This is a genomic window from Chromobacterium sp. IRSSSOUMB001, from assembly GCF_023507765.1.
Lineage (GTDB): Bacteria > Pseudomonadota > Gammaproteobacteria > Burkholderiales > Chromobacteriaceae > Chromobacterium > Chromobacterium haemolyticum.
The window spans coordinates 201,169-218,081 of record NZ_JALCYU010000010.1 but is presented as its reverse complement, the minus strand read 5'-3'; the positions used below and the strand labels follow the sequence as shown (position 1 = coordinate 218,081).

Here is a 16,913-nt window from a genome sequence, read left to right as displayed (position 1 = left end):
GCGGGCGGAGAATCAGACCGACGGCTCTCCGTCCGTCGGGTCCGCTTCCCGCACGTGGGTCAGTAAATCGCCGGGCTGGCAGCCCAACTGCCGGCACAGCGCGTCCAGCGTATCCAGGCGCAGGCTTTTGACTTTGCCCAGTTTCAGTAGCGACAGATTATGCGGCGTGATGTCGATGGCCCGCGCCAGATCCTTGGATTTGATCTTGCGTTGAGCCAGCATGACGTCCAGCGTGATCACGATAGCCATGCCGGTCTCCCCAGGGCTTGTAATGTCTTTTCCAACAGCGGCTTATCAGCCTTATGGGGGAAAACATACTCCGCTACGCCGCTTCATGGCAATGCGGACGGTTGCGCTTGCGCTGAGTAGTTTTACCCATGGGCAAGCGGGGTGGTCGGTCCTATGTTGGTAGGGCGGTGTTGCATATCCACTGCGCCCGGAATATGGGCGGATGCGGCCAAATCATCGTCATGCGGTAATTAATCATTGTTTTTGTCTGTTTACGTGGAAACCGGTGGATTCACGCGCGGGTCGGCTGCGCGCCGCGCTTGTCTAACCCGATTCCGGCTCTTTATAGTGATGGCCATGCAGATGTTCAGCGCCGCGGCGACAGCGGACAAAGAGGGGCTCTTGGCATTTTTGCGGCATATGGCCGCGCAGGAAGTGGAGGACGCGGACCATGGCGATCCGGACAGTAAGTGAGTTGCGCAAGCGGGCTGCGGCCGGCGAAACCCTGGATTTTCTGTTTTTCTGGGGGCATAGACCTAAACATGAAGGCAGTGTTTGCAAGAGCTGTCTGAGCCAGTGGTTCCCCGCTGGTTTTGAACTTGACGGAGTAGGGTACGCCAGCGCCGAGCATTACATGATGGCGGAAAAGGCGCGTTTGTTCGAAGACGCGGAGATTCGGAGCAGGATACTGGCCGCGGCCACGCCGGCCGAGGCCAAGGCCTTGGGACGTCAGGTGCGGGGCTTCGACAGCGACTTTTGGCAGCAGTGCTGCTGCGAAGTGGTGATGCGGGGCAATCTGGCCAAGTTTGAGCAAAACCCGGCGCTGGGCGATTTTCTGCGCGCCACCGGCGACGCTATTCTGGTGGAGGCCAGCCCGGTGGATTGCGTCTGGGGCATAGGCTGGGCCGAGGACGACCCGCAGGCCCGGCTGCCGGACATGTGGGACGGCAGCAATCTGTTGGGCTTCGCGCTGATGGAAGTGCGCGAGCGCCTGCGCTAGCGTGGGTGGCAAGCAAGAAAAACCCCTGTCGGTTTTGACAGGGGTTTTTCTTTTGGCGCGCGCTTACCGCTGTTCGGCGTGGTAGGCGGTGACGCGTTCCACTTCTTCCTTGGAGCCCAGGAACACGGCCACCCGCTCGTGCAGCTTCTGCGGCTGGATGTCCATGATGCGCTGATGGCCGTTGGTGGCCGCGCCGCCGGCCTGTTCCACCACGAAGGCCATCGGGTTGCCTTCGTACATCAGGCGCAGCTTGCCGGCCTGGTCCGGGGTGCGCGCGTCGCGCGGGTACATGAAGATGCCGCCGCGTGTCAGGATGCGATGTACCTCGGCCACCATGGACGCCACCCAGCGCATGTTGAAATCGCGGCCGCGCGGACCGGTGCTGCCGGCCAGCAGTTCGTCGACATAGCGTTTCACCGGCGCGTCCCAGTGACGCATATTGGACATGTTGATGGCGAATTCGCCGGTGCTTTCCGGCACTTTCATGTCCGGGTGGGTCAGCACGAAAGAGCCTTGTTCGCGGTCCAGCGTGAAGCCGTGGACGCCGCTGCCAAAGGTCAGCACCAATAAAGTTTGCGGGCCGTACACGGTGTAGCCGGCCGCCACTTGCTCGGTGCCGGGCTGAAGGAAGGCGCTCTCGGTGGCGTGGTCGATGCCCTGGGGGCAGCGCAGGATGGAGAAGATGGTGCCCACCGAGATGTTGACGTCGATATTGGATGAGCCGTCCAGCGGATCGAACATCAACAGGTACTCCCCCTTCGGGTATTCGCCGGGGATGTGGTAAGGCAGCTCCATTTCCTCTGAGGCCATCGCCGCCAGGCTGCCGCCCCATTCATTGGCGTCCAGCAGGTAGTCGTTGGCGATCACGTCCAGCTTTTTCTGCGCCTCGCCCTGTATGTTGCCGGTGCCGGCTTCGCCCAGCACGTCGGCCAGCGCGCCCTTGTTCACCGAGTAGCTGATGGCTTTGCAGGCGCGGCCTACGGTTTCGATCAGCAAGCGCAACTCAGGCGGCAGCGTGCCTGCCTTGCGTTGCTGTTCGATCAAAAAGCGGGAGAGGGTGATGCGGCTCATGGCAATCCTTAGCTTTGGGTGGGTGCGCGAAACAAATGCTCGATATGCCGGCTGCGCCGGCTTGACCGCCTTATTATAACGGATAAGCGTCTTGCGGTCGTTATGCCCCTGGCGGCGCGGCGGGCGGCGGAAATGGCCGGCAGGCGGCGCGTGAAACGGCTATGAATAAAAGCGGGTTCACGCGGCACGGGGAAAGATCATGGCTAAGGGTTTATTGGCGCTGCTATTGCTGCTGACGGCTTGGCAGGCGCGGGCGATCACCATTTACACCGAGGACTGGCCTCCCATCACTTTCCAACACAACGGCGTGCCGGACGGCATGGCGGTGGAAGTGGTGCGCGAAATCCAGGCGCGGATGCACGACAACAGCGCCATCGACGTGGTGCCCTGGGCGCGCGGGTATAAGGAGTTGCTGACTACGCCGGGGGTAATGCTGTTCACCGTGGGTCGAAACGACACACGGGAGAAACAGATGACGCTGCTGGGGCCCATCGCCATTTCTCAGACCGTGTTGCTGGCGCGTAAAGGCGAAGCGGCCGGCTTACTGGCTTTGGGCAACGGCATCTATCACCGGCCGGTGGGCGCTTACCGCGGCAGCATTTTCGCCGACGCGGCGATTGCGGCCGGTTTTGTGGAGGTGGACCTGGCGCCCACTCCGCAGATCACCGCGCAGAAGCTGCTGGTGGGCCGCTACGATATGTGGTCGGAAGGCGGATTCGTCGTCGCATCGGTGCTGAAAGATATCCACCAGCCGCCGGACGCAGTGGAAGTGGTGCGAGTGCTGGAAACGCTGGAGTTGTATCTGGCGTTTTCGCGCGGCACCTCGGCGGCGGAGGTGAAGCGCTGGCAGGCCGCGTTCAGCGCCGTCAAGAAAGACGGGAGCTTCAAACGCATTTACAACAAATGGCTGCCGCGCGACGTTGCGCCTATGGATGTCAAGCTGATTGGCCTGCAACCCGGCTCCGGACATTGATTTCACCCATGTTCGCGCGGCTTCGATACGGGTTCAGGCCGTGTCGGGGCGGGCTGCCTCGCTTTCCAGCCAGCGGCAGAATGCGGCGACGGCGGCGTCCTCCGCCGCCGCGCGCGGCGCCACCCAGCAGTAATCGCGCACCGTGGCCACCGGCGCCGGCAACGGCGAGAGCAGAACGCCGGCGTCTATCTGCGCCTGCGCCATCGGCATGGGGCCCAGCACCACGCCCAAGCCATCCATCGCCGCTTGCAAGGCCAGCGAGAAACTATCGAAGTGCAGGGCGCTGGCCGGTTTGAGCTCCGGCACCCCGGCCAAGGTCAGCCAGCGCGGCCACGCGGTGGGGCGGGTGTCGGCGTAGAGTAGGGTGTGGCGGGCCAAATCCGCCGGGCTGGCGATGGGCGCGCCGGCTAGCAGCGCCGGGCTGCACAGCGGCAGCTCCCATTCTTTCAGGAAGGGCTTGGCGATGTGGCCGGGCCAATCGCCGGGGCCGCGACGGATGGCGATGTCGAACGGGCTGTCCAACCGGCTGATGTCGCGGTCCGATGTGGCCAGGTGCAGTTCCAGCTCCGGAAACTGCCCGCGAAAACGGCTCAGCCGCGGCAGCAGCCAGTACATGGCGAAGGTGGGCGTGGAATTGATGCTGACCCGGCGCCGGCTGTCCGCTTGCAGCAGTTGGGAAGTGGCGTTGGCGATCAGGTCCAGGCCGTCTTGCACTTGCACCAGATAGCGCCAGCCGGGGTCGGTCAGCTTGACCCTGCCGCCGCTGCGCTCGAACAGCGGCACGCCCAGCCAATCCTCCAATTGCTTGATCTGCTTGCTCACAGCCCCGTGGGTGACGAAGAGTTCGCCTGCGGCGGCGGAAAAGCTTTCCAGCCGGGCCGCTGCCTCAAAAATGCGCAGGGTGTTGAGAGGGGGGTAAGTGCTCATGCTGTGATTTTAACTCACAATCTATGTTGCGATAACTCGTTTGAAAGCGGACGGCTAACAGCGTAATCTTCAGGCATGAAATCAAGGCCGCGCCAATGGGTGTCGCAGCGCGGCCTTGGTGGCCGCAGCAATCGCCTTACCCCATGTCCCGCAGCGTCGGAGTCCCGGCCTTGCCGGGGACGCTGCCAACAACCCAAGCCATAAAGGTCCAAAGTCATGCTGGAAGCTTACCGTCAACACGTGGCCGAGCGCGCCGCGCTGGGCATCCCGCCGCTGCCGCTGTCCGCCAAGCAAGTGGAAGCGCTGGTGGAACTGCTGAAAAACCCGCCCAAGGGCGAAGAAAGCACCCTGGTCGAACTGATCACCCACCGCGTGCCGCCGGGCGTGGACGACGCCGCCAAGGTCAAGGCTTCCTTCCTGGCCGCCGTGGCCGAGGGCGACGCCCAATCCCCGCTGATCTCCCGCGAACTGGCCACCCAGTTGCTGGGGACCATGCTGGGCGGCTACAACATCAAGCCGCTGATCGACCTGCTGGACGACGCCGCCGTGGCCCAGATCGCCGCGGACGGCCTGAAGAAAACCCTGCTGATGTTCGACGCCTTCCACGACGTGAAGGAAAAAATGGACAAGGGCAACGCCTTCGCCAAGCAGGTGGTGGAGTCCTGGGCCAACGCTGAATGGTTCACCAGCCGCCCGGAGGTGGCTGAGAAAATCACCGTCACCGTGTTCAAGGTCACCGGCGAAACCAATACCGACGACCTGTCCCCGGCGCCGGATGCCTGGAGCCGCCCGGACATCCCGCTGCATTATCTCGCCATGCTGAAGAACGCTCGTCCCGGCATCACTCCGGAAGAAGACGGCAAGCGCGGCCCGATGCAGTTCATCGAGGACCTGAAGAAAAAAGGCCACCTGGTTGCCTACGTGGGCGACGTGGTCGGCACCGGCTCCAGCCGCAAATCCGCCACCAACAGCGTGATCTGGGGCACGGGCGAAGACATCCCCTACGTGCCGAACAAACGCTTCGGCGGCGTGTGCCTGGGCGGCAAGATCGCTCCCATCTTCTTCAACACTCAGGAAGACTCCGGCGCGCTGCCGATCGAAGTGGACGTGTCCAAGATGGAGATGGGCGACGTCATCGACATCTACCCGTATGAAGGCAAGATCGAGAAGGCCGGCCAGAAGATCGCGGACTTCGCGCTCAAGTCCGAAGTGATTCTGGACGAAGTGCGCGCCGGCGGCCGCATCAACCTGATCATCGGCCGCGGCCTGACGGGCAAGGCGCGCGAAGCGCTGGGCCTGCCGGCGTCCACCGAGTTCCGTCTGCCCAAATCCCCGGTTGATTCCGGCAAGGGTTTCAGTCTGGCTCAGAAAATGGTTGGCCGCGCCTGTGGTCTGCCGGAAGGCCAGGGCGTGCGCCCGGGCACTTACTGCGAACCGAAGATGACGACCGTCGGCTCGCAGGACACCACCGGCCCGATGACCCGCGACGAACTGAAAGATCTGGCCTGCCTGGGGTTCTCCGCCGATCTGGTGATGCAGTCCTTCTGCCACACCGCCGCTTATCCCAAGCCGGTGGATGTGAAGATGCACAAAGAACTGCCGGCCTTCATCTCCACCCGCGGCGGCGTGTCGCTGCGTCCGGGCGACGGCGTGATCCACAGCTGGCTGAACCGCCTGCTGCTGCCGGACACCGTGGGCACCGGCGGCGACAGCCACACCCGTTTCCCGATCGGCATCTCCTTCCCGGCCGGCTCCGGCCTGGTGGCCTTCGCCGCCGCCACCGGCGTGATGCCGCTGGACATGCCTGAATCGGTGCTGGTGCGCTTCAAGGGCAAGATGCAGCCGGGCGTGACCCTGCGCGATCTGGTCAACGCCATCCCGCTGTACGCGATCAAGCAAGGCCTGCTGACCGTGGCCAAAGCCGGCAAGAAAAACGCCTTCTCCGGCCGCATTCTGGAAATTGAAGGCCTGCCGGATTTGAAGGTGGAGCAAGCTTTCGAGCTGTCCGACGCTTCCGCCGAGCGCTCCGCCGCCGGTTGCACGGTGCACTTGGACAAAGCGCCCATCATCGAATACATGACCTCCAACATCACCCTGATGAAGACCATGATCGCCAACGGCTATCAGGACGCGCGCACGCTGGAGCGCCGCATCAAGGCGATGGAGGCCTGGATCGCCAATCCGCAGCTGCTGAAGGGCGACGCCGACGCGGAATACGCGGCGGTGATCGAGATCGATCTGGCCGACATCCACGAGCCCATCGTGGCTTGCCCGAACGATCCGGACGACGTGAAAACCCTGTCCGACGTGGCCGGCGCCAAGATCGACGAAGTGTTCATCGGTTCTTGCATGACCAATATCGGCCACTTCCGTGCCGCCTCCAAGCTGTTGGAAGGCAAGCGCGACATCCCGGTGAAACTGTGGGTGGCGCCGCCAACCAAGATGGACGCTGAACAGCTGACCGCGGAAGGCCATTACGGCACCTTCGGCACCGCCGGCGCGCGTATGGAAATGCCGGGCTGCTCGCTGTGCATGGGCAACCAGGCGCAGGTGAAGGAGGGCGCTACCGTGATGTCCACCTCCACTCGCAACTTCCCCAACCGTCTGGGCAAGAACTCCAATGTGTACCTGGGTTCCGCCGAACTGGCCGCGATCTGCTCCCGTCTGGGCCGCATCCCGACCAAGGAGGAATACATGGCCGACATCGGCGTGCTCAATCAGAAGGCAGGCGAAGTTTACCGCTACATGAACTTCAACGAGATCGCCGATTACCAGGAACTGGCGGATACCGTGAAGGTGTAATCAAATCAATGATTTGATTGTCTGAGCCCTGGCGAGGCGTCCGGAGCGTATCATTGAATGCCCCTGGACGTACCCCCAAAAGAATACCCCGCGCAAGCGGGGTATTTTTATTGGATGCAAGCCTGATTCAGCGCAGCGGCATTCGATAAAACACCACTCTCTCCGTCTCCTCGAAACCCAAGCGGGCATGCATGCTTTGTGAGGCGAGATTGTCCAGCGGCGCGTCGGACGCTAGTTCCATGCAGTCGTGTTCCAAGCCCCAGGCCTGCACCGCCGCCACCAATTGCCGGGCGATGCCGTTTCGCCGGCAGGCGGGCAACACGAAAATGCCTTCCAGGAAGGCGACCGGGCTGTTGGCGCAACCATTGACATAGTCGTGCCGGATCGCGGCGTCGGCGAAGCCCACGGCCTGGCCGGCGGCGTCTCGCGCCAGGAAGGCGGCAAGGTGGCCCGACGCGAGAATGGCCTCGCCGTCTTGGTAGTGGCTGGTGGGGGCATGGTGCGGCCAGAGTTGTTGGCGCAGCGCCGCCCAGTCTGGCAGGGCGGCGCGGTCCAGTTTTTGAATCGGCATCGGTATTCCCGTGCCGGCGCGGAGGCGCCGGGAAAAACAAAGGGCCGGCATGGCCGGCCCGCTGTGTGGTCGAAGGCGGCGTGTCAATCGGCTTCGCCGCACAGCTCGCAAGGTTGATCTGTTTCGCCATGGATGGCCAGGATGCCGACATCGCTGGCGCAGTGCTCGCAGAGGGTGAGCAAGGCTTGGGTGTTTTCCAAGGACTCTTGGCTCATGCTGCTCACAACTCGATACTGTTGCATGTCTCAGCCTTTCATTGCTTGGATGGAGCCCGTACCCTAAACCGTTATGGCGCGCGTCGCCATACTCAGATAGGACAGGTCGAGCGCGGCGGCGCGTCATAAGAACCTGTTTACGATCTGCTGCGCGTCGGCGATACGGCGTTGAAACCGTCTTCAAAATGCTCATGTACCACTCGTACATTCCGCTTTCTCAGCCGTTTTCGCCTTGTCTCGCCTTAGCTCGCGAGATCGTAAACACGTTCTAACAGCGTCACGAAGCGCCGCCGAGGTTTATCAGGCGGTGGTCAGCACCACCACCGAGGAAATCACCACCGCCATGCCCACCCAGCCCAGCGGCTTGAGCCGCTGGCCAAAAAAGACGCGGGCGCCGATGGCGGTGCCGATGATGCCCAGCGCGCCCCACAGCGCGTAAGCAACGGCAAGGTCGATGCCCCGCACTGCCTGGCCAAGAAGGGTGAAAGCCACCCAAACCATGGCGATGGCGCCGAAGCCCCAGGCCTTGTTGCGGAAGCCGTTGGACTTTTCCAGCATCAGGTTGGCAGCCACTTCGATCAGGGCCGAGGACACCACGAATAAATAGAATACGGTTTTCATGCGTTTTGCTCCTGGGCTTGTTCATCGGCTTCGCCGGACACCACGCAGGCAATGCCCACCACAGACAGACCCAGTCCGATGATTTCCTGAGTCAGCAAGGTTTCGCCAAACAGATAGACCCCGATCAGCGCCAGGCCGGCCAGGCCCAGGGCTTCCCAGGCGGCGTAAGCCACGCCCACGGAGATGGTGCGGATGGCGAGAGACAGGAAGTAATAGGACAGCGCCAATGCCGCCGCCATCACGCCGTAGCCCCAGTAGCTTTCGGTGCGTGCGGCGTAAGCCATGAAGGACGTGCCTAGAATCTCGGTGCCGATGGCTACCAGCAGAAAAGCCCAGCCCAGCCAGGGGTGGGGAGAAGATTGAGTTTGCATGCTACGCTCCTGTGATTGGAAATCCGGAAGCCACATGCGCTAGAGGCGCAACAACGCTCCGCGAAAAGCGCGGATGACGCCGTCAGCAAAGACAGTCGGTCGCTTAGACCGCCCCGTAAAACCGTTTGGGGCAGAAGGGTTGTTTATCGCATTGAAGCGCAAGATAAGCGCCAAAAATGGCGTGGCGCTTATGGTGGCTGTTTGAAATTTTGAACAAATATAACACATCGCTAATGGATGTTCAATTTAATTGATAGCAAAAACTTTCAAATGCTATTTGCAAGCAGCCAGCCGGACGTTGTAGCGGCGCGCCAGACGGGGCAGCGTGCCGTCGTGGCACAGCGCGTTCAAGGCTTGGTTGAAATCCGCCACCATGCCCGGTTTGACTGACTTTAACGGGAAACCGTAGAGGTAGGTCAGCGGTTGGATGGTGGCCAGCGGGCGGAGGCCGCTCAGCGCTTCGCGGCGGATAATATAGCGAGTAACGTCTTCATTGGCAAAAGCCACCGCGTCCGAGCCGTAACGCATGGCGGCCAATTTTTTTAACACTGTTTCCTGGTTGTTTTCCACTGAAATGTTCATATTGGGCAGGCCGGCAATCAGCTTGTCCAAGGCGTTCTGCGTCACCGACGGGCCGTATACCGCAATGCGGTGGTTTTGCAGATCCTGCGCTTGCTGGTAGCGGAAGGTGGAGCTGGCGGTGGCGAACAGGCCGTAGCTGCTGTTGTACACCGGCGCGCTCAAGGCCAGCGATATCCTGCGCTCCGGCGTGTCCTGGACTGGAAAGATGCCGTCCACCTTGCCTTCCTCTGCCAGCAACAAAGCGCGGCGCCACACCATGGCCTGAACTTCGCAACTCCAGTTCAGCCGCTGGCATACCGCCACCAGCGTGTCCACCATCAGTCCCTGCGGCTGGGGTTTTTCGGTTACTTCGATGAAGGGCGGGAAATCCTGGGTGACGAAGTGCAGGGTGGCCGCGTCGACATGGAGCGGCAACGACAAGGCCAGCGCGGCGCTGCTCAGCAATTTCAGCATGTGCGGGCTTCTCCCCAATGAACGGCGTTGGACCGGCGGCCAGGTTCGGATGCCTTGTTACATTATGGTTGAGTTTTCATGCCGGTTTAACGCTTTATCGGCCGGCCAGGCGCTTCCTTGACGCTGATAGCGGGGAGCCGCCTGGCCGGCGCGACTTGGAACGCGTTTACGATCTTGTGCGGCGGATCGTGAGCAAGTTCTTAATAGCCCATCGTGGCGCCATCCGGGTTGCGCGGGTCGGAATACCCATACAAGCCGCCGTCGCGCAGTTGTATGGTCTGGGTCCGGCCCATGCTGGGCTTGAGCGAGATCTTGTAGCCTTGCTCGCGCAACAGCCGCAGCGTGTCCGGACTCAGGCCTTTTTCCACCCGCAGCTCATCCGGCAGCCACTGGTGGTGAACCCGCGGCGTGGACGCGGCTTCGGCCGGGTTCATGCCGAAATCGATGGCGTTGACGATGGTTTGCAAGGTGGTGGTGATGATGCGCGCGCCGCCAGGGCTGCCGGTCACCAGCCAGGGTTTGCCGTTTTTCAGCACCAGCGTCGGCGACATCGACGACAAGGGCCGCTTGCCGGCCGCCACCGCATTGGCGTCGCCGCCGATCAGGCCGAAGGCGTTGGGCACGCCGGGCTTGACGGAAAAGTCGTCCATCTCGTTATTGAGCAAAATGCCGGTGCCGCCGGCAACGATGCCGCTGCCGAAGTTCAGGTTCAGCGTGTAAGTCACCGCCACCGCGTTGCCTTGCTTGTCCACTATGGAGTAGTGGGTGGTCTGGTCGCTTTCATAGGGCTGCGGCTTGCCGGGCTTGATCTCGGCGGCGGGCCGGGCCTTGACCGGGTCTATCGTCGTCGCCAATTGGTCGGCGTAACGCTTGGAGGTCAGCCCGGCCTGCGGCACTTTGACGAAGGCCGGGTCGCCCAGGTATTCCGAGCGGTCGGCGTAGGCTAGTTTCATCGCCTCGGCCAGATAGTGGATGGTTTGCGCGCTGTTGGGGCCGTAATCGGCCAGCGGATAGCGTTCCAGCAGGTTCAGGATCTGGACTATGTGGATGCCGCCGGAGCTGGGGGGCGGCATGGACACCACTTGGTAGCCGCGGTAGCTGCCGTTGACCGGCGCGCGCTCCTCCACCTTGTAGCCGGCGAGGTCAGCCTTGTTGATCAGGCCGCCGTGGCGCGCCATCTCCGCCACGATCTTGTCGGCGATGCTGCCCTGATAAAAGGCTTTCGGCCCTTGTTGCGCGATCAGGCGCAGAGATTGTCCCAAATCGCGCTGCACCAGTTTTTCGCCGGCGCGCAGCGGGCGGCCGTCGCGGAAAAACACCGCGCGGCTGCTGTCCCATCGGCCCAGATTGTCTTTTTCCACCTCCAGCATTTCCGCCAGCGTCTGCGACACCGCGAAGCCTTGCTCCGCCAGCTTCACCGCCGGCGCGATCACCTTGGCCAGCGGCAGGGTGCCCCAGCGCTGCTGGGCGTGGGCCAGGCCGGCCACGGTGCCGGGCACGCCCACCGCCAGGTGGGTGTACAGAGAGCGGCCGTCAACCACCTTGCCCTGAGCGTCCAGATACATGTCGCGGCCGGCCTTGGCCGGCGCGATCTCGCGGAAATCCAGCGCGATATTGCGGCCGCTCTTGGCGTCGTGCAGCACCATGAAGCCGCCGCCGCCCAGGTTGCCGGCGTTGGGCAGCGTCACCGCCAGCGCAAAGCCCACGGCCACCGCGGCGTCTACCGCATTGCCGCCCTGGCGCAGAATGTCCAGCCCCACTTGGGTGGCCAGGCCTTGCTCGGTGGCCACCATGCCGTTGCGAGCGTAGACCGGGTGGAAAACATCGTAGTCGTAATCGTATTTGACCTGCGGCGCCGCCGGCGGGCTCAGCGCCAGGGCCGGGGCGTTGAAGCCCAGGCTCAGGCTTAAGGCCAGCGCGCTTAGCAGCAGTCTTGGGCGGGTACGGAATGGCGTCATGGTGATTCTCCTTTGTTGTTTGCGTTTTATGAATGTTGTGATTGCGAGAACATTCTACGGTGCCGGCGCAAGTCGCAAAAGCCTGATTTTCCATGCCAAATGATTTGAAAATTCCAAGGAACCACGCCTATAAAGAATCGAGTTTCATAAGTGACGAACCTAGGGGGCTACCATGAGCATATCCCAACGCTTGCTGCTGACCTTGGCGGTTGCCTTGCTCGGCTTGTTCATTGTCGGCGGCTTCGGGCTGCTCCAACTGCACCGCGCCAACGAACGCTTCGATTATCTGCAAACCAACTCTTTTCCCAGCATCCAAACGCTGGATCAGGCGCTGCAAGCGCAAACCGATATGCGGGTGCTGACCTATCGCCACGGCATCACTGAAGACGCCAAGGTCAAGGCCGACATAGAAGCCAACATTGCGCAGCTGGACAAGCAGATGGACACGGCGCTGGATCATTACCAGAAAAACCTAGTGTCCGACGACGAGGACCGGCGGCTGATAGAAAAGGACCGTGCGGATATCCATGTCTACCGCCAGCAGCGCGACGCCGTGTTCAAGATTTCGCGCGAGCAGTCGCCGGAAACCACCCGCAAGGAACTGGTGAACGGGCCGCTGCTGCCCGTGGCCAAGGCCGTGGTCAAGGACATCAAGGACCACATCGACTACAACTACAAGCTGGCCAAGCAACTGTCCGCGGACAACGCCGTGGCCTACGAGCAGGCCTTCGTCTCCTCGCTGGTCGCCATCGTGGCCGCCTTGATCCTCAGCGGTGCGCTGGGCATCGCCTTGTTCCGCAGCATCCGCAGCAGCCTCAACCAGATAGGCGAAACCCTGGATCAGGTCAGCGCCAGCAAGGACTTCCGCCTACGCGCACAGGTCTTGCGCAAGGATGAGATCGGCCGCACCGCCGCGGCGTTCAACCGCTTGCTGGAAGACCTGCAACACAGCTTCCGGGGCATACGCGACAACATTTCCGAGATAGACAAAGCCACCTCCGGCCTGGCGGCCAACACCAATCAGATTGCGCGCAGCTCGGAAGTGCAGAGCGAATCCGCCGGGGCCATGGCGGCGGCGGTGGAGCAGATGACGGTGAGCATCAACCATGTGGCCAGCAACGCGGTGGAGGCGCGCACCCAGGCGCAGCAGGCGGGCAGCATGGCCAACGAGGGCGGGCAGGTGATTTCCGCCACCGTGCTCGGCATTTCCGAGGTGGCGGGCGCAATCAGCGACGCCTCCCATCGCATTGGGCAATTGAAGGAGGACAGCGCCACCATCGCCTCGGTCATGGGGGTAATCAAGGATATTGCCGATCAGACCAACCTCTTGGCCCTGAACGCGGCGATCGAAGCCGCGCGCGCCGGCGAAACCGGCCGAGGCTTCGCGGTGGTGGCGGACGAAGTGCGAAAACTGGCCGAGCGCACCGCCAGCTCCACCACGGAAATCGGCGCGATCATCAACAAGATGCAAAGCAGCACGATGGAAGCGGTGCAAAGCATGGAAAAAGTGGTGGAGCAGGTGCATCAGGAAACCGACAACGCCCGCGAAGCCAGCAGCGTGATAGAGAAGATCCAGGACAGCAGCGGCCAGGCGATGGAGCTGGTCAAGGACATCTCCGGCAGCATCAACGAGCAAAGCAGCGCCAGCAATACCATTGCCCAGAAAGTGGAGCAGATCGCTCAGATGGCGGAAGAAAACGCGTCCGCCTCCAGCGCCTCGGCGGATGCGGCGGAGCAATTGCAACAGCAGGCCAAAAATATCCTGGACACCGTGACCCAATATCAAGTGTAAAGCCACGCCTTTGCTGATTTTGTATGTTTAGTGGATATTCTTATTTAGTACTTTATTCTGTTTTCTCGCTATGTCTATAACAAAGCCACATGCGGCATCGGGTGAAGAAACGGAGAATAAGGATGAATATCTCACAGCGGCTTATGCTGACCTTGATGGTGGCCATGCTGGCCTTGATCGGCGTCGGTAGTTATGGCTTGTGGCAATTGCACAGCGCTAATGAGCGGTTTGATTATCTGAAGGTCAATACCTTCCCCAGTATCAAGGCGTTGGATCAGGGCTTGCAAGCCTTGACCAATATGCGCGTTGCCGCATATCGCCACGGCATCGCCGTCGACGCCAAACGCAAGGCGGAGGCCGAAGCGCAGATCACCGAAAGCGATAAAGCGCTGGATCAGGTGCTGGCCGTTTATGAAAAAGACCTGCTGTCCAATGACGCGGACCGCAAGCTGTTGCAACAGGATCGTGCGGATCTGCAAACCTACCGTAATAATCGAGAGAGCTTTTTGCAAGCTTCACGCGAGCATCCAGGCGCGGAGGCGCAAGCGATGCTGGTGGCCGGGCCGCTCCCGGACTCCGCCAAGGCGCTGGCCAAGGACCTCAACGACCATATCGACTTCAACTACGCATTGGCTGATAGTCTTTCAAAAGACAATGCCGCCGCTTACAGCATGGCCTTCGGCAGCTCAGTCGCGGTGATCGCGGCCTGTTTGTTACTGAGCGGAGGCCTGGGCTGGCTCCTGTTCAGCCATATCCGTCTGAGCCTGCATCAGATTCGCTCCACCATGTTCAATGTGAACCAGCAAAAAGACTTCACCTTGCGGGCGCCGGTGGGGCGCATGGACGAGGTGGGAGAAACCGCGTCCGCCTTCAACCAATTGTTGGAGAATCTGCAACGCAGCTTTCGTGACATTCGCGACAGCATCGGCGCCATTGACGGCGCGATGTCCGGCCTGGCCAACAACACCCATGAGATTGCTCGCAGTTCGGAGATGCAAAGCGAATCCGCCGCCGCGATGGCGGCGGCAGTGGAGCAGATGACGGTGAGTATCAACCATGTTGCCTCTAGTGCCCAGGAGGCACGGGGTCAGTCGCAGCAGGCCGGCGAGATGGCGACTGAAGGCGGCCAAGTGATCTCCGCCACCGTGCGCGGCATCACCGAGGTGGCCGGCGCGATCACCGACGCCGCGCAGCGCATTGGACAATTGAAAGAAGACAGCGCCACTATCGCCTCGGTGATGGGGGTGATCAAGGACATCGCGGATCAAACCAATCTACTGGCCTTGAACGCGGCAATCGAAGCGGCGCGCGCCGGCGAGATGGGACGCGGCTTCGCCGTGGTGGCGGACGAAGTGCGCAAGCTGGCGGAACGCACCGCCAGTTCCACCACTGAAATTGCCGCCATCATCAACAAGATGCAGGGCAGCACGATGGAAGCGGTACAAAGCATGGAAAAAGTGGTGGAGCAGGTGCATCAGGAAACCGCCAACACCCGCGCCGCCAATGACGCCATAGACCAGATACGGAACAGCAGCGGCAAGGCGATGGAATTGGTGCGCGACATTTCCAACAGCATCGCGGAGCAGAGCGTGGCCAGCAACACCATTGCCCAGCGCGTGGAGCAGATCGCCCAGATGGCGGAGGAAAACTCTTCGGCATCCAGCGGCTCTGCGGACGCCGCCGGGCAGTTGAGCCAGCAAGCGCGGGTGATTTTGCAGACGGTGTCGGCTTATCAGGTCTAAAGATGCAGAAGTTCCGATTTGATCGGACACTCAGGCCTTGCTCGCGAGATCGTAAAGACATTCCAAGGGCGGCGCGGCGGAAACGCCGGCGCCGCCCTTGGACGAAGCCGCAGGCTTATTCAAGGCCTTGGCAGTGTTGCGCTTAAGGCTTATTCGGCTTGCTGCTTTTCGGCCTTGTCCCGCTTGGCGCGTTTTTGTTCCTTCTTCTTGGCCGGCTTGTCGGTCATCGGGTGCTTCAGCACCTTGGCGGCCAGCTTTCTAGCCGATTTAGTGGCCTTCTTCTGCCCGCGTACCTTGTCCGCCAACGCCGCCAGTTTTTTTGCGGCGCGTTTGATTTTGGCCATTCAGACTCTCCTTTACGGATTGATGAATCGAACCCCCATGGTACGGCCTGGCGGAGAATAAACACCGGACCTTTCAGGTCGTTGACAGTGGGAGGATGAACGCGAATGCAGTTAGAGCCTGTGCAATCTCCGCTGCGCTTCAGCGGTACGTTCCTAGGAGCGTGGAAAATCTGGGGAGGGGCAGGTGGAAATGGCAAGCATTTCGGCTGAGCGAGTCACCCGCCTGTGGTTTTTATCCGGCACCAAGAGGGAGGGTGAATGGATCAAACAGGTGACTCGCGCAGCCGCCTTGCTTGTGCTTTCCAGCAAGGATTGCAGGCTTTTTACCATAGATTGCCCACGCCAGCTATTGTCACATTCCCCATTGTGGCGCGGCTGAGCGGCCCGGACAAGGAAAGTCCGGGCGCTAAGCGCTTGTTTACGTTCCGCTGCGCGTCGGCGGGGTTGTTGAGACAAGGGCGTTGAAAACGGCTTCGAAATTCTCATTTACCGCCTATTCATCCGGATGTCTCCGCCGTTTTCGCCTGCGCTCGCTAGAGCGTAAACACGTTCGAGGGCCGTTGGGCTTGCGCCTCCGCGTCGCTCTCGTGCATGTGGATGCTGACGGCGATCAGCACTTCCAGATGATCGAAGAAACCGGCCCAAGCGCCGCGTTGCGGGCTGAAATCGAACAAGTTCATATCATGGGCGATGCGGGAGAGCAGGCCGTGGCCGGCGTGGTCCGGGTGTTGGCGGAAGAGCTGAACCAGCGCTTGGCCATGGCGTTCGCCCAGCGCGTAGGCCTCCGAAAAGTCCCGGCACAGAGGCACACGCCAGTAATGCGGATGGCTGCGGTCCGGCGAGGGGCCGACAAAGGGCAGTTTGGCTTCGCGGGCCTCCAGCAGGCGGTAGAAGGCGCGCAGTTCTTCTTTGGATTTACTCATGGCGGGCCTCCTGGTTGAAACAGGCAAGCGCCGATGCGGGGGAAGACGGGGAAACGGAGCGGGATACGCGGCTAATGAATGTCGACATTGCTACCTCCTCAAGCGGATGCCGGCCTGGCCGCGGGGCGCGGCTAGGCGGGCGCATGACAAGGTTGGACTACCGGACGCTATCCCAAAACCGGCGCACCGCGAGGTGCCCTCGCCACGGCCCGCCCGAATGGGCAAAGCAATAGCGAGACAGAGCGCGGGGAGGCCGCGGTCTGCCGGGATACCGTATATCGGGAGTCCAAGCCCGAACGCCGCAATTGCAGCGGCGCGGGGCTATTGTTGGCGAGGCGGG

16 protein-coding genes are annotated in these 16,913 nt (G+C 61.7%); 5 read left to right on the top strand and 11 right to left on the bottom strand.

Annotation, left to right across the window (positions count from 1 at the left end; all coding sequences use genetic code 11):
* Positions 1 to 12: 12 nt before the first annotated feature.
* Complete coding sequence (locus MOV80_RS15165; RefSeq protein WP_019101921.1) at positions 13 to 249, bottom strand: helix-turn-helix transcriptional regulator; 237 nt, start codon at positions 247 to 249, stop codon at positions 13 to 15.
* A gap of 430 nt (positions 250 to 679) precedes the next feature.
* Here MOV80_RS15165 and MOV80_RS15160 point away from each other — a divergent pair, with 430 nt between their 5' ends.
* Positions 680 to 1,228, top strand: coding sequence for an NADAR family protein (locus MOV80_RS15160; protein ID WP_039755177.1), 549 nt, complete (start codon positions 680 to 682; stop codon positions 1,226 to 1,228).
* 63 nt (positions 1,229 to 1,291) lie between these two features.
* On the opposite strand, the gene MOV80_RS15155 is transcribed toward MOV80_RS15160, so the two are convergent.
* A complete protein-coding gene (locus tag MOV80_RS15155) occupies positions 1,292 to 2,299 on the bottom strand; it encodes a class 1 fructose-bisphosphatase (protein ID WP_019101924.1) in 1,008 nt (335 codons plus the stop codon).
* Positions 2,300 to 2,498: 199 nt separating this feature from the next.
* Between MOV80_RS15155 and MOV80_RS15150 the strand changes: the two genes are divergently transcribed.
* The gene (locus MOV80_RS15150; RefSeq protein WP_052051980.1) at positions 2,499 to 3,272 is read left to right on the top strand and encodes an ABC transporter substrate-binding protein; all 774 of its coding nucleotides are present in this window, start codon (positions 2,499 to 2,501) and stop codon (positions 3,270 to 3,272) included.
* A 33-nt stretch (positions 3,273 to 3,305) separates the two neighbouring features.
* Here the strand turns inward: MOV80_RS15150 and gcvA are convergent, their stop codons facing one another.
* Entirely contained in the window at positions 3,306 to 4,199 is an 894-nt protein-coding gene (gene gcvA, locus MOV80_RS15145; RefSeq protein ID WP_019101926.1) for a transcriptional regulator GcvA, read from the bottom strand.
* Positions 4,200 to 4,415: 216 nt separating this feature from the next.
* On the opposite strand from gcvA, the gene acnB reads away from it, so the two are divergent.
* Positions 4,416 to 7,001: a bifunctional aconitate hydratase 2/2-methylisocitrate dehydratase gene (gene acnB, locus MOV80_RS15140; protein WP_019101927.1), complete on the top strand. Its 2,586-nt coding sequence runs from the start codon at positions 4,416 to 4,418 to the stop codon at positions 6,999 to 7,001.
* Between the two features lie 127 nt (positions 7,002 to 7,128).
* On the opposite strand, the gene aac(6') is transcribed toward acnB, so the two are convergent.
* The 6 genes from aac(6') to ggt form a co-directional block, all read right to left on the bottom strand.
* On the bottom strand, positions 7,129 to 7,572 hold the full coding sequence (gene aac(6') / locus MOV80_RS15135) for an aminoglycoside 6'-N-acetyltransferase (protein ID WP_249605267.1): 444 nt from the start codon (positions 7,570 to 7,572) through the stop codon (positions 7,129 to 7,131).
* An 83-nt stretch (positions 7,573 to 7,655) separates the two neighbouring features.
* Positions 7,656 to 7,787, bottom strand: a complete 132-nt coding sequence (locus tag MOV80_RS23460; protein WP_254894676.1) for a hypothetical protein — start codon at positions 7,785 to 7,787, stop codon at positions 7,656 to 7,658.
* Between the two features lie 300 nt (positions 7,788 to 8,087).
* Entirely contained in the window at positions 8,088 to 8,408 is a 321-nt protein-coding gene (locus MOV80_RS15130; RefSeq protein ID WP_019099898.1) for an SMR family transporter, read from the bottom strand.
* Positions 8,405 to 8,779 carry a multidrug efflux SMR transporter gene (locus MOV80_RS15125; RefSeq protein WP_019099899.1) on the bottom strand — a complete coding sequence of 125 codons (375 nt, stop codon included), beginning with the start codon at positions 8,777 to 8,779 and terminating at the stop codon, positions 8,405 to 8,407. The genes MOV80_RS15130 and MOV80_RS15125 overlap by 4 nt, the downstream gene beginning before the upstream one ends.
* 273 nt (positions 8,780 to 9,052) lie before the next feature.
* Positions 9,053 to 9,814, bottom strand: a complete 762-nt coding sequence (locus tag MOV80_RS15120) for a transporter substrate-binding domain-containing protein (protein ID WP_019099900.1) — start codon at positions 9,812 to 9,814, stop codon at positions 9,053 to 9,055.
* 200 nt (positions 9,815 to 10,014) lie between these two features.
* Positions 10,015 to 11,772, bottom strand: a complete 1,758-nt coding sequence (gene ggt / locus MOV80_RS15115; RefSeq protein ID WP_191186757.1) for a gamma-glutamyltransferase — start codon at positions 11,770 to 11,772, stop codon at positions 10,015 to 10,017.
* Positions 11,773 to 11,944: 172 nt separating this feature from the next.
* Between ggt and MOV80_RS15110 the strand changes: the two genes are divergently transcribed.
* Together MOV80_RS15110 and MOV80_RS15105 are read left to right on the top strand one after the other, a co-directional pair.
* Positions 11,945 to 13,564: a methyl-accepting chemotaxis protein gene (locus MOV80_RS15110; RefSeq protein ID WP_118267732.1), complete on the top strand. Its 1,620-nt coding sequence runs from the start codon at positions 11,945 to 11,947 to the stop codon at positions 13,562 to 13,564.
* A 122-nt stretch (positions 13,565 to 13,686) separates the two neighbouring features.
* Entirely contained in the window at positions 13,687 to 15,306 is a 1,620-nt protein-coding gene (locus tag MOV80_RS15105) for a methyl-accepting chemotaxis protein (RefSeq protein WP_249605266.1), read from the top strand.
* A gap of 149 nt (positions 15,307 to 15,455) precedes the next feature.
* On the opposite strand, the gene MOV80_RS15100 is transcribed toward MOV80_RS15105, so the two are convergent.
* On the bottom strand, positions 15,456 to 15,650 hold the full coding sequence (locus tag MOV80_RS15100) for a hypothetical protein (RefSeq protein ID WP_019102482.1): 195 nt from the start codon (positions 15,648 to 15,650) through the stop codon (positions 15,456 to 15,458).
* A 533-nt stretch (positions 15,651 to 16,183) separates the two neighbouring features.
* Entirely contained in the window at positions 16,184 to 16,573 is a 390-nt protein-coding gene (locus tag MOV80_RS15095; RefSeq protein ID WP_019102481.1) for a hypothetical protein, read from the bottom strand.
* Positions 16,574 to 16,913 lie beyond the last annotated feature (340 nt).

What these genes read in the sequence shown, in the direction of transcription:
- MOV80_RS15165 (WP_019101921.1), bottom strand. Translation starts at nt 249, where the DNA reads ATGGCTATCGTGATCACGCTGGACGTCATGCTGGCTCAACGCAAGATC.
- MOV80_RS15160 (WP_039755177.1), top strand. Translation starts at nt 680, where the DNA reads ATGGCGATCCGGACAGTAAGTGAGTTGCGCAAGCGGGCTGCGGCCGGC.
- MOV80_RS15155 (WP_019101924.1), bottom strand. Translation starts at nt 2,299, where the DNA reads ATGAGCCGCATCACCCTCTCCCGCTTTTTGATCGAACAGCAACGCAAG.
- MOV80_RS15150 (WP_052051980.1), top strand. Translation starts at nt 2,499, where the DNA reads ATGGCTAAGGGTTTATTGGCGCTGCTATTGCTGCTGACGGCTTGGCAG.
- gcvA (WP_019101926.1), bottom strand. Translation starts at nt 4,199, where the DNA reads ATGAGCACTTACCCCCCTCTCAACACCCTGCGCATTTTTGAGGCAGCG.
- acnB (WP_019101927.1), top strand. Translation starts at nt 4,416, where the DNA reads ATGCTGGAAGCTTACCGTCAACACGTGGCCGAGCGCGCCGCGCTGGGC.
- MOV80_RS23460 (WP_254894676.1), bottom strand. Translation starts at nt 7,787, where the DNA reads ATGAGCCAAGAGTCCTTGGAAAACACCCAAGCCTTGCTCACCCTCTGC.
- MOV80_RS15130 (WP_019099898.1), bottom strand. Translation starts at nt 8,408, where the DNA reads ATGAAAACCGTATTCTATTTATTCGTGGTGTCCTCGGCCCTGATCGAA.
- MOV80_RS15125 (WP_019099899.1), bottom strand. Translation starts at nt 8,779, where the DNA reads ATGCAAACTCAATCTTCTCCCCACCCCTGGCTGGGCTGGGCTTTTCTG.
- MOV80_RS15120 (WP_019099900.1), bottom strand. Translation starts at nt 9,814, where the DNA reads ATGCTGAAATTGCTGAGCAGCGCCGCGCTGGCCTTGTCGTTGCCGCTC.
- ggt (WP_191186757.1), bottom strand. Translation starts at nt 11,772, where the DNA reads ATGACGCCATTCCGTACCCGCCCAAGACTGCTGCTAAGCGCGCTGGCC.
- MOV80_RS15110 (WP_118267732.1), top strand. Translation starts at nt 11,945, where the DNA reads ATGAGCATATCCCAACGCTTGCTGCTGACCTTGGCGGTTGCCTTGCTC.
- MOV80_RS15105 (WP_249605266.1), top strand. Translation starts at nt 13,687, where the DNA reads ATGAATATCTCACAGCGGCTTATGCTGACCTTGATGGTGGCCATGCTG.
- MOV80_RS15100 (WP_019102482.1), bottom strand. Translation starts at nt 15,650, where the DNA reads ATGGCCAAAATCAAACGCGCCGCAAAAAAACTGGCGGCGTTGGCGGAC.
- MOV80_RS15095 (WP_019102481.1), bottom strand. Translation starts at nt 16,573, where the DNA reads ATGAGTAAATCCAAAGAAGAACTGCGCGCCTTCTACCGCCTGCTGGAG.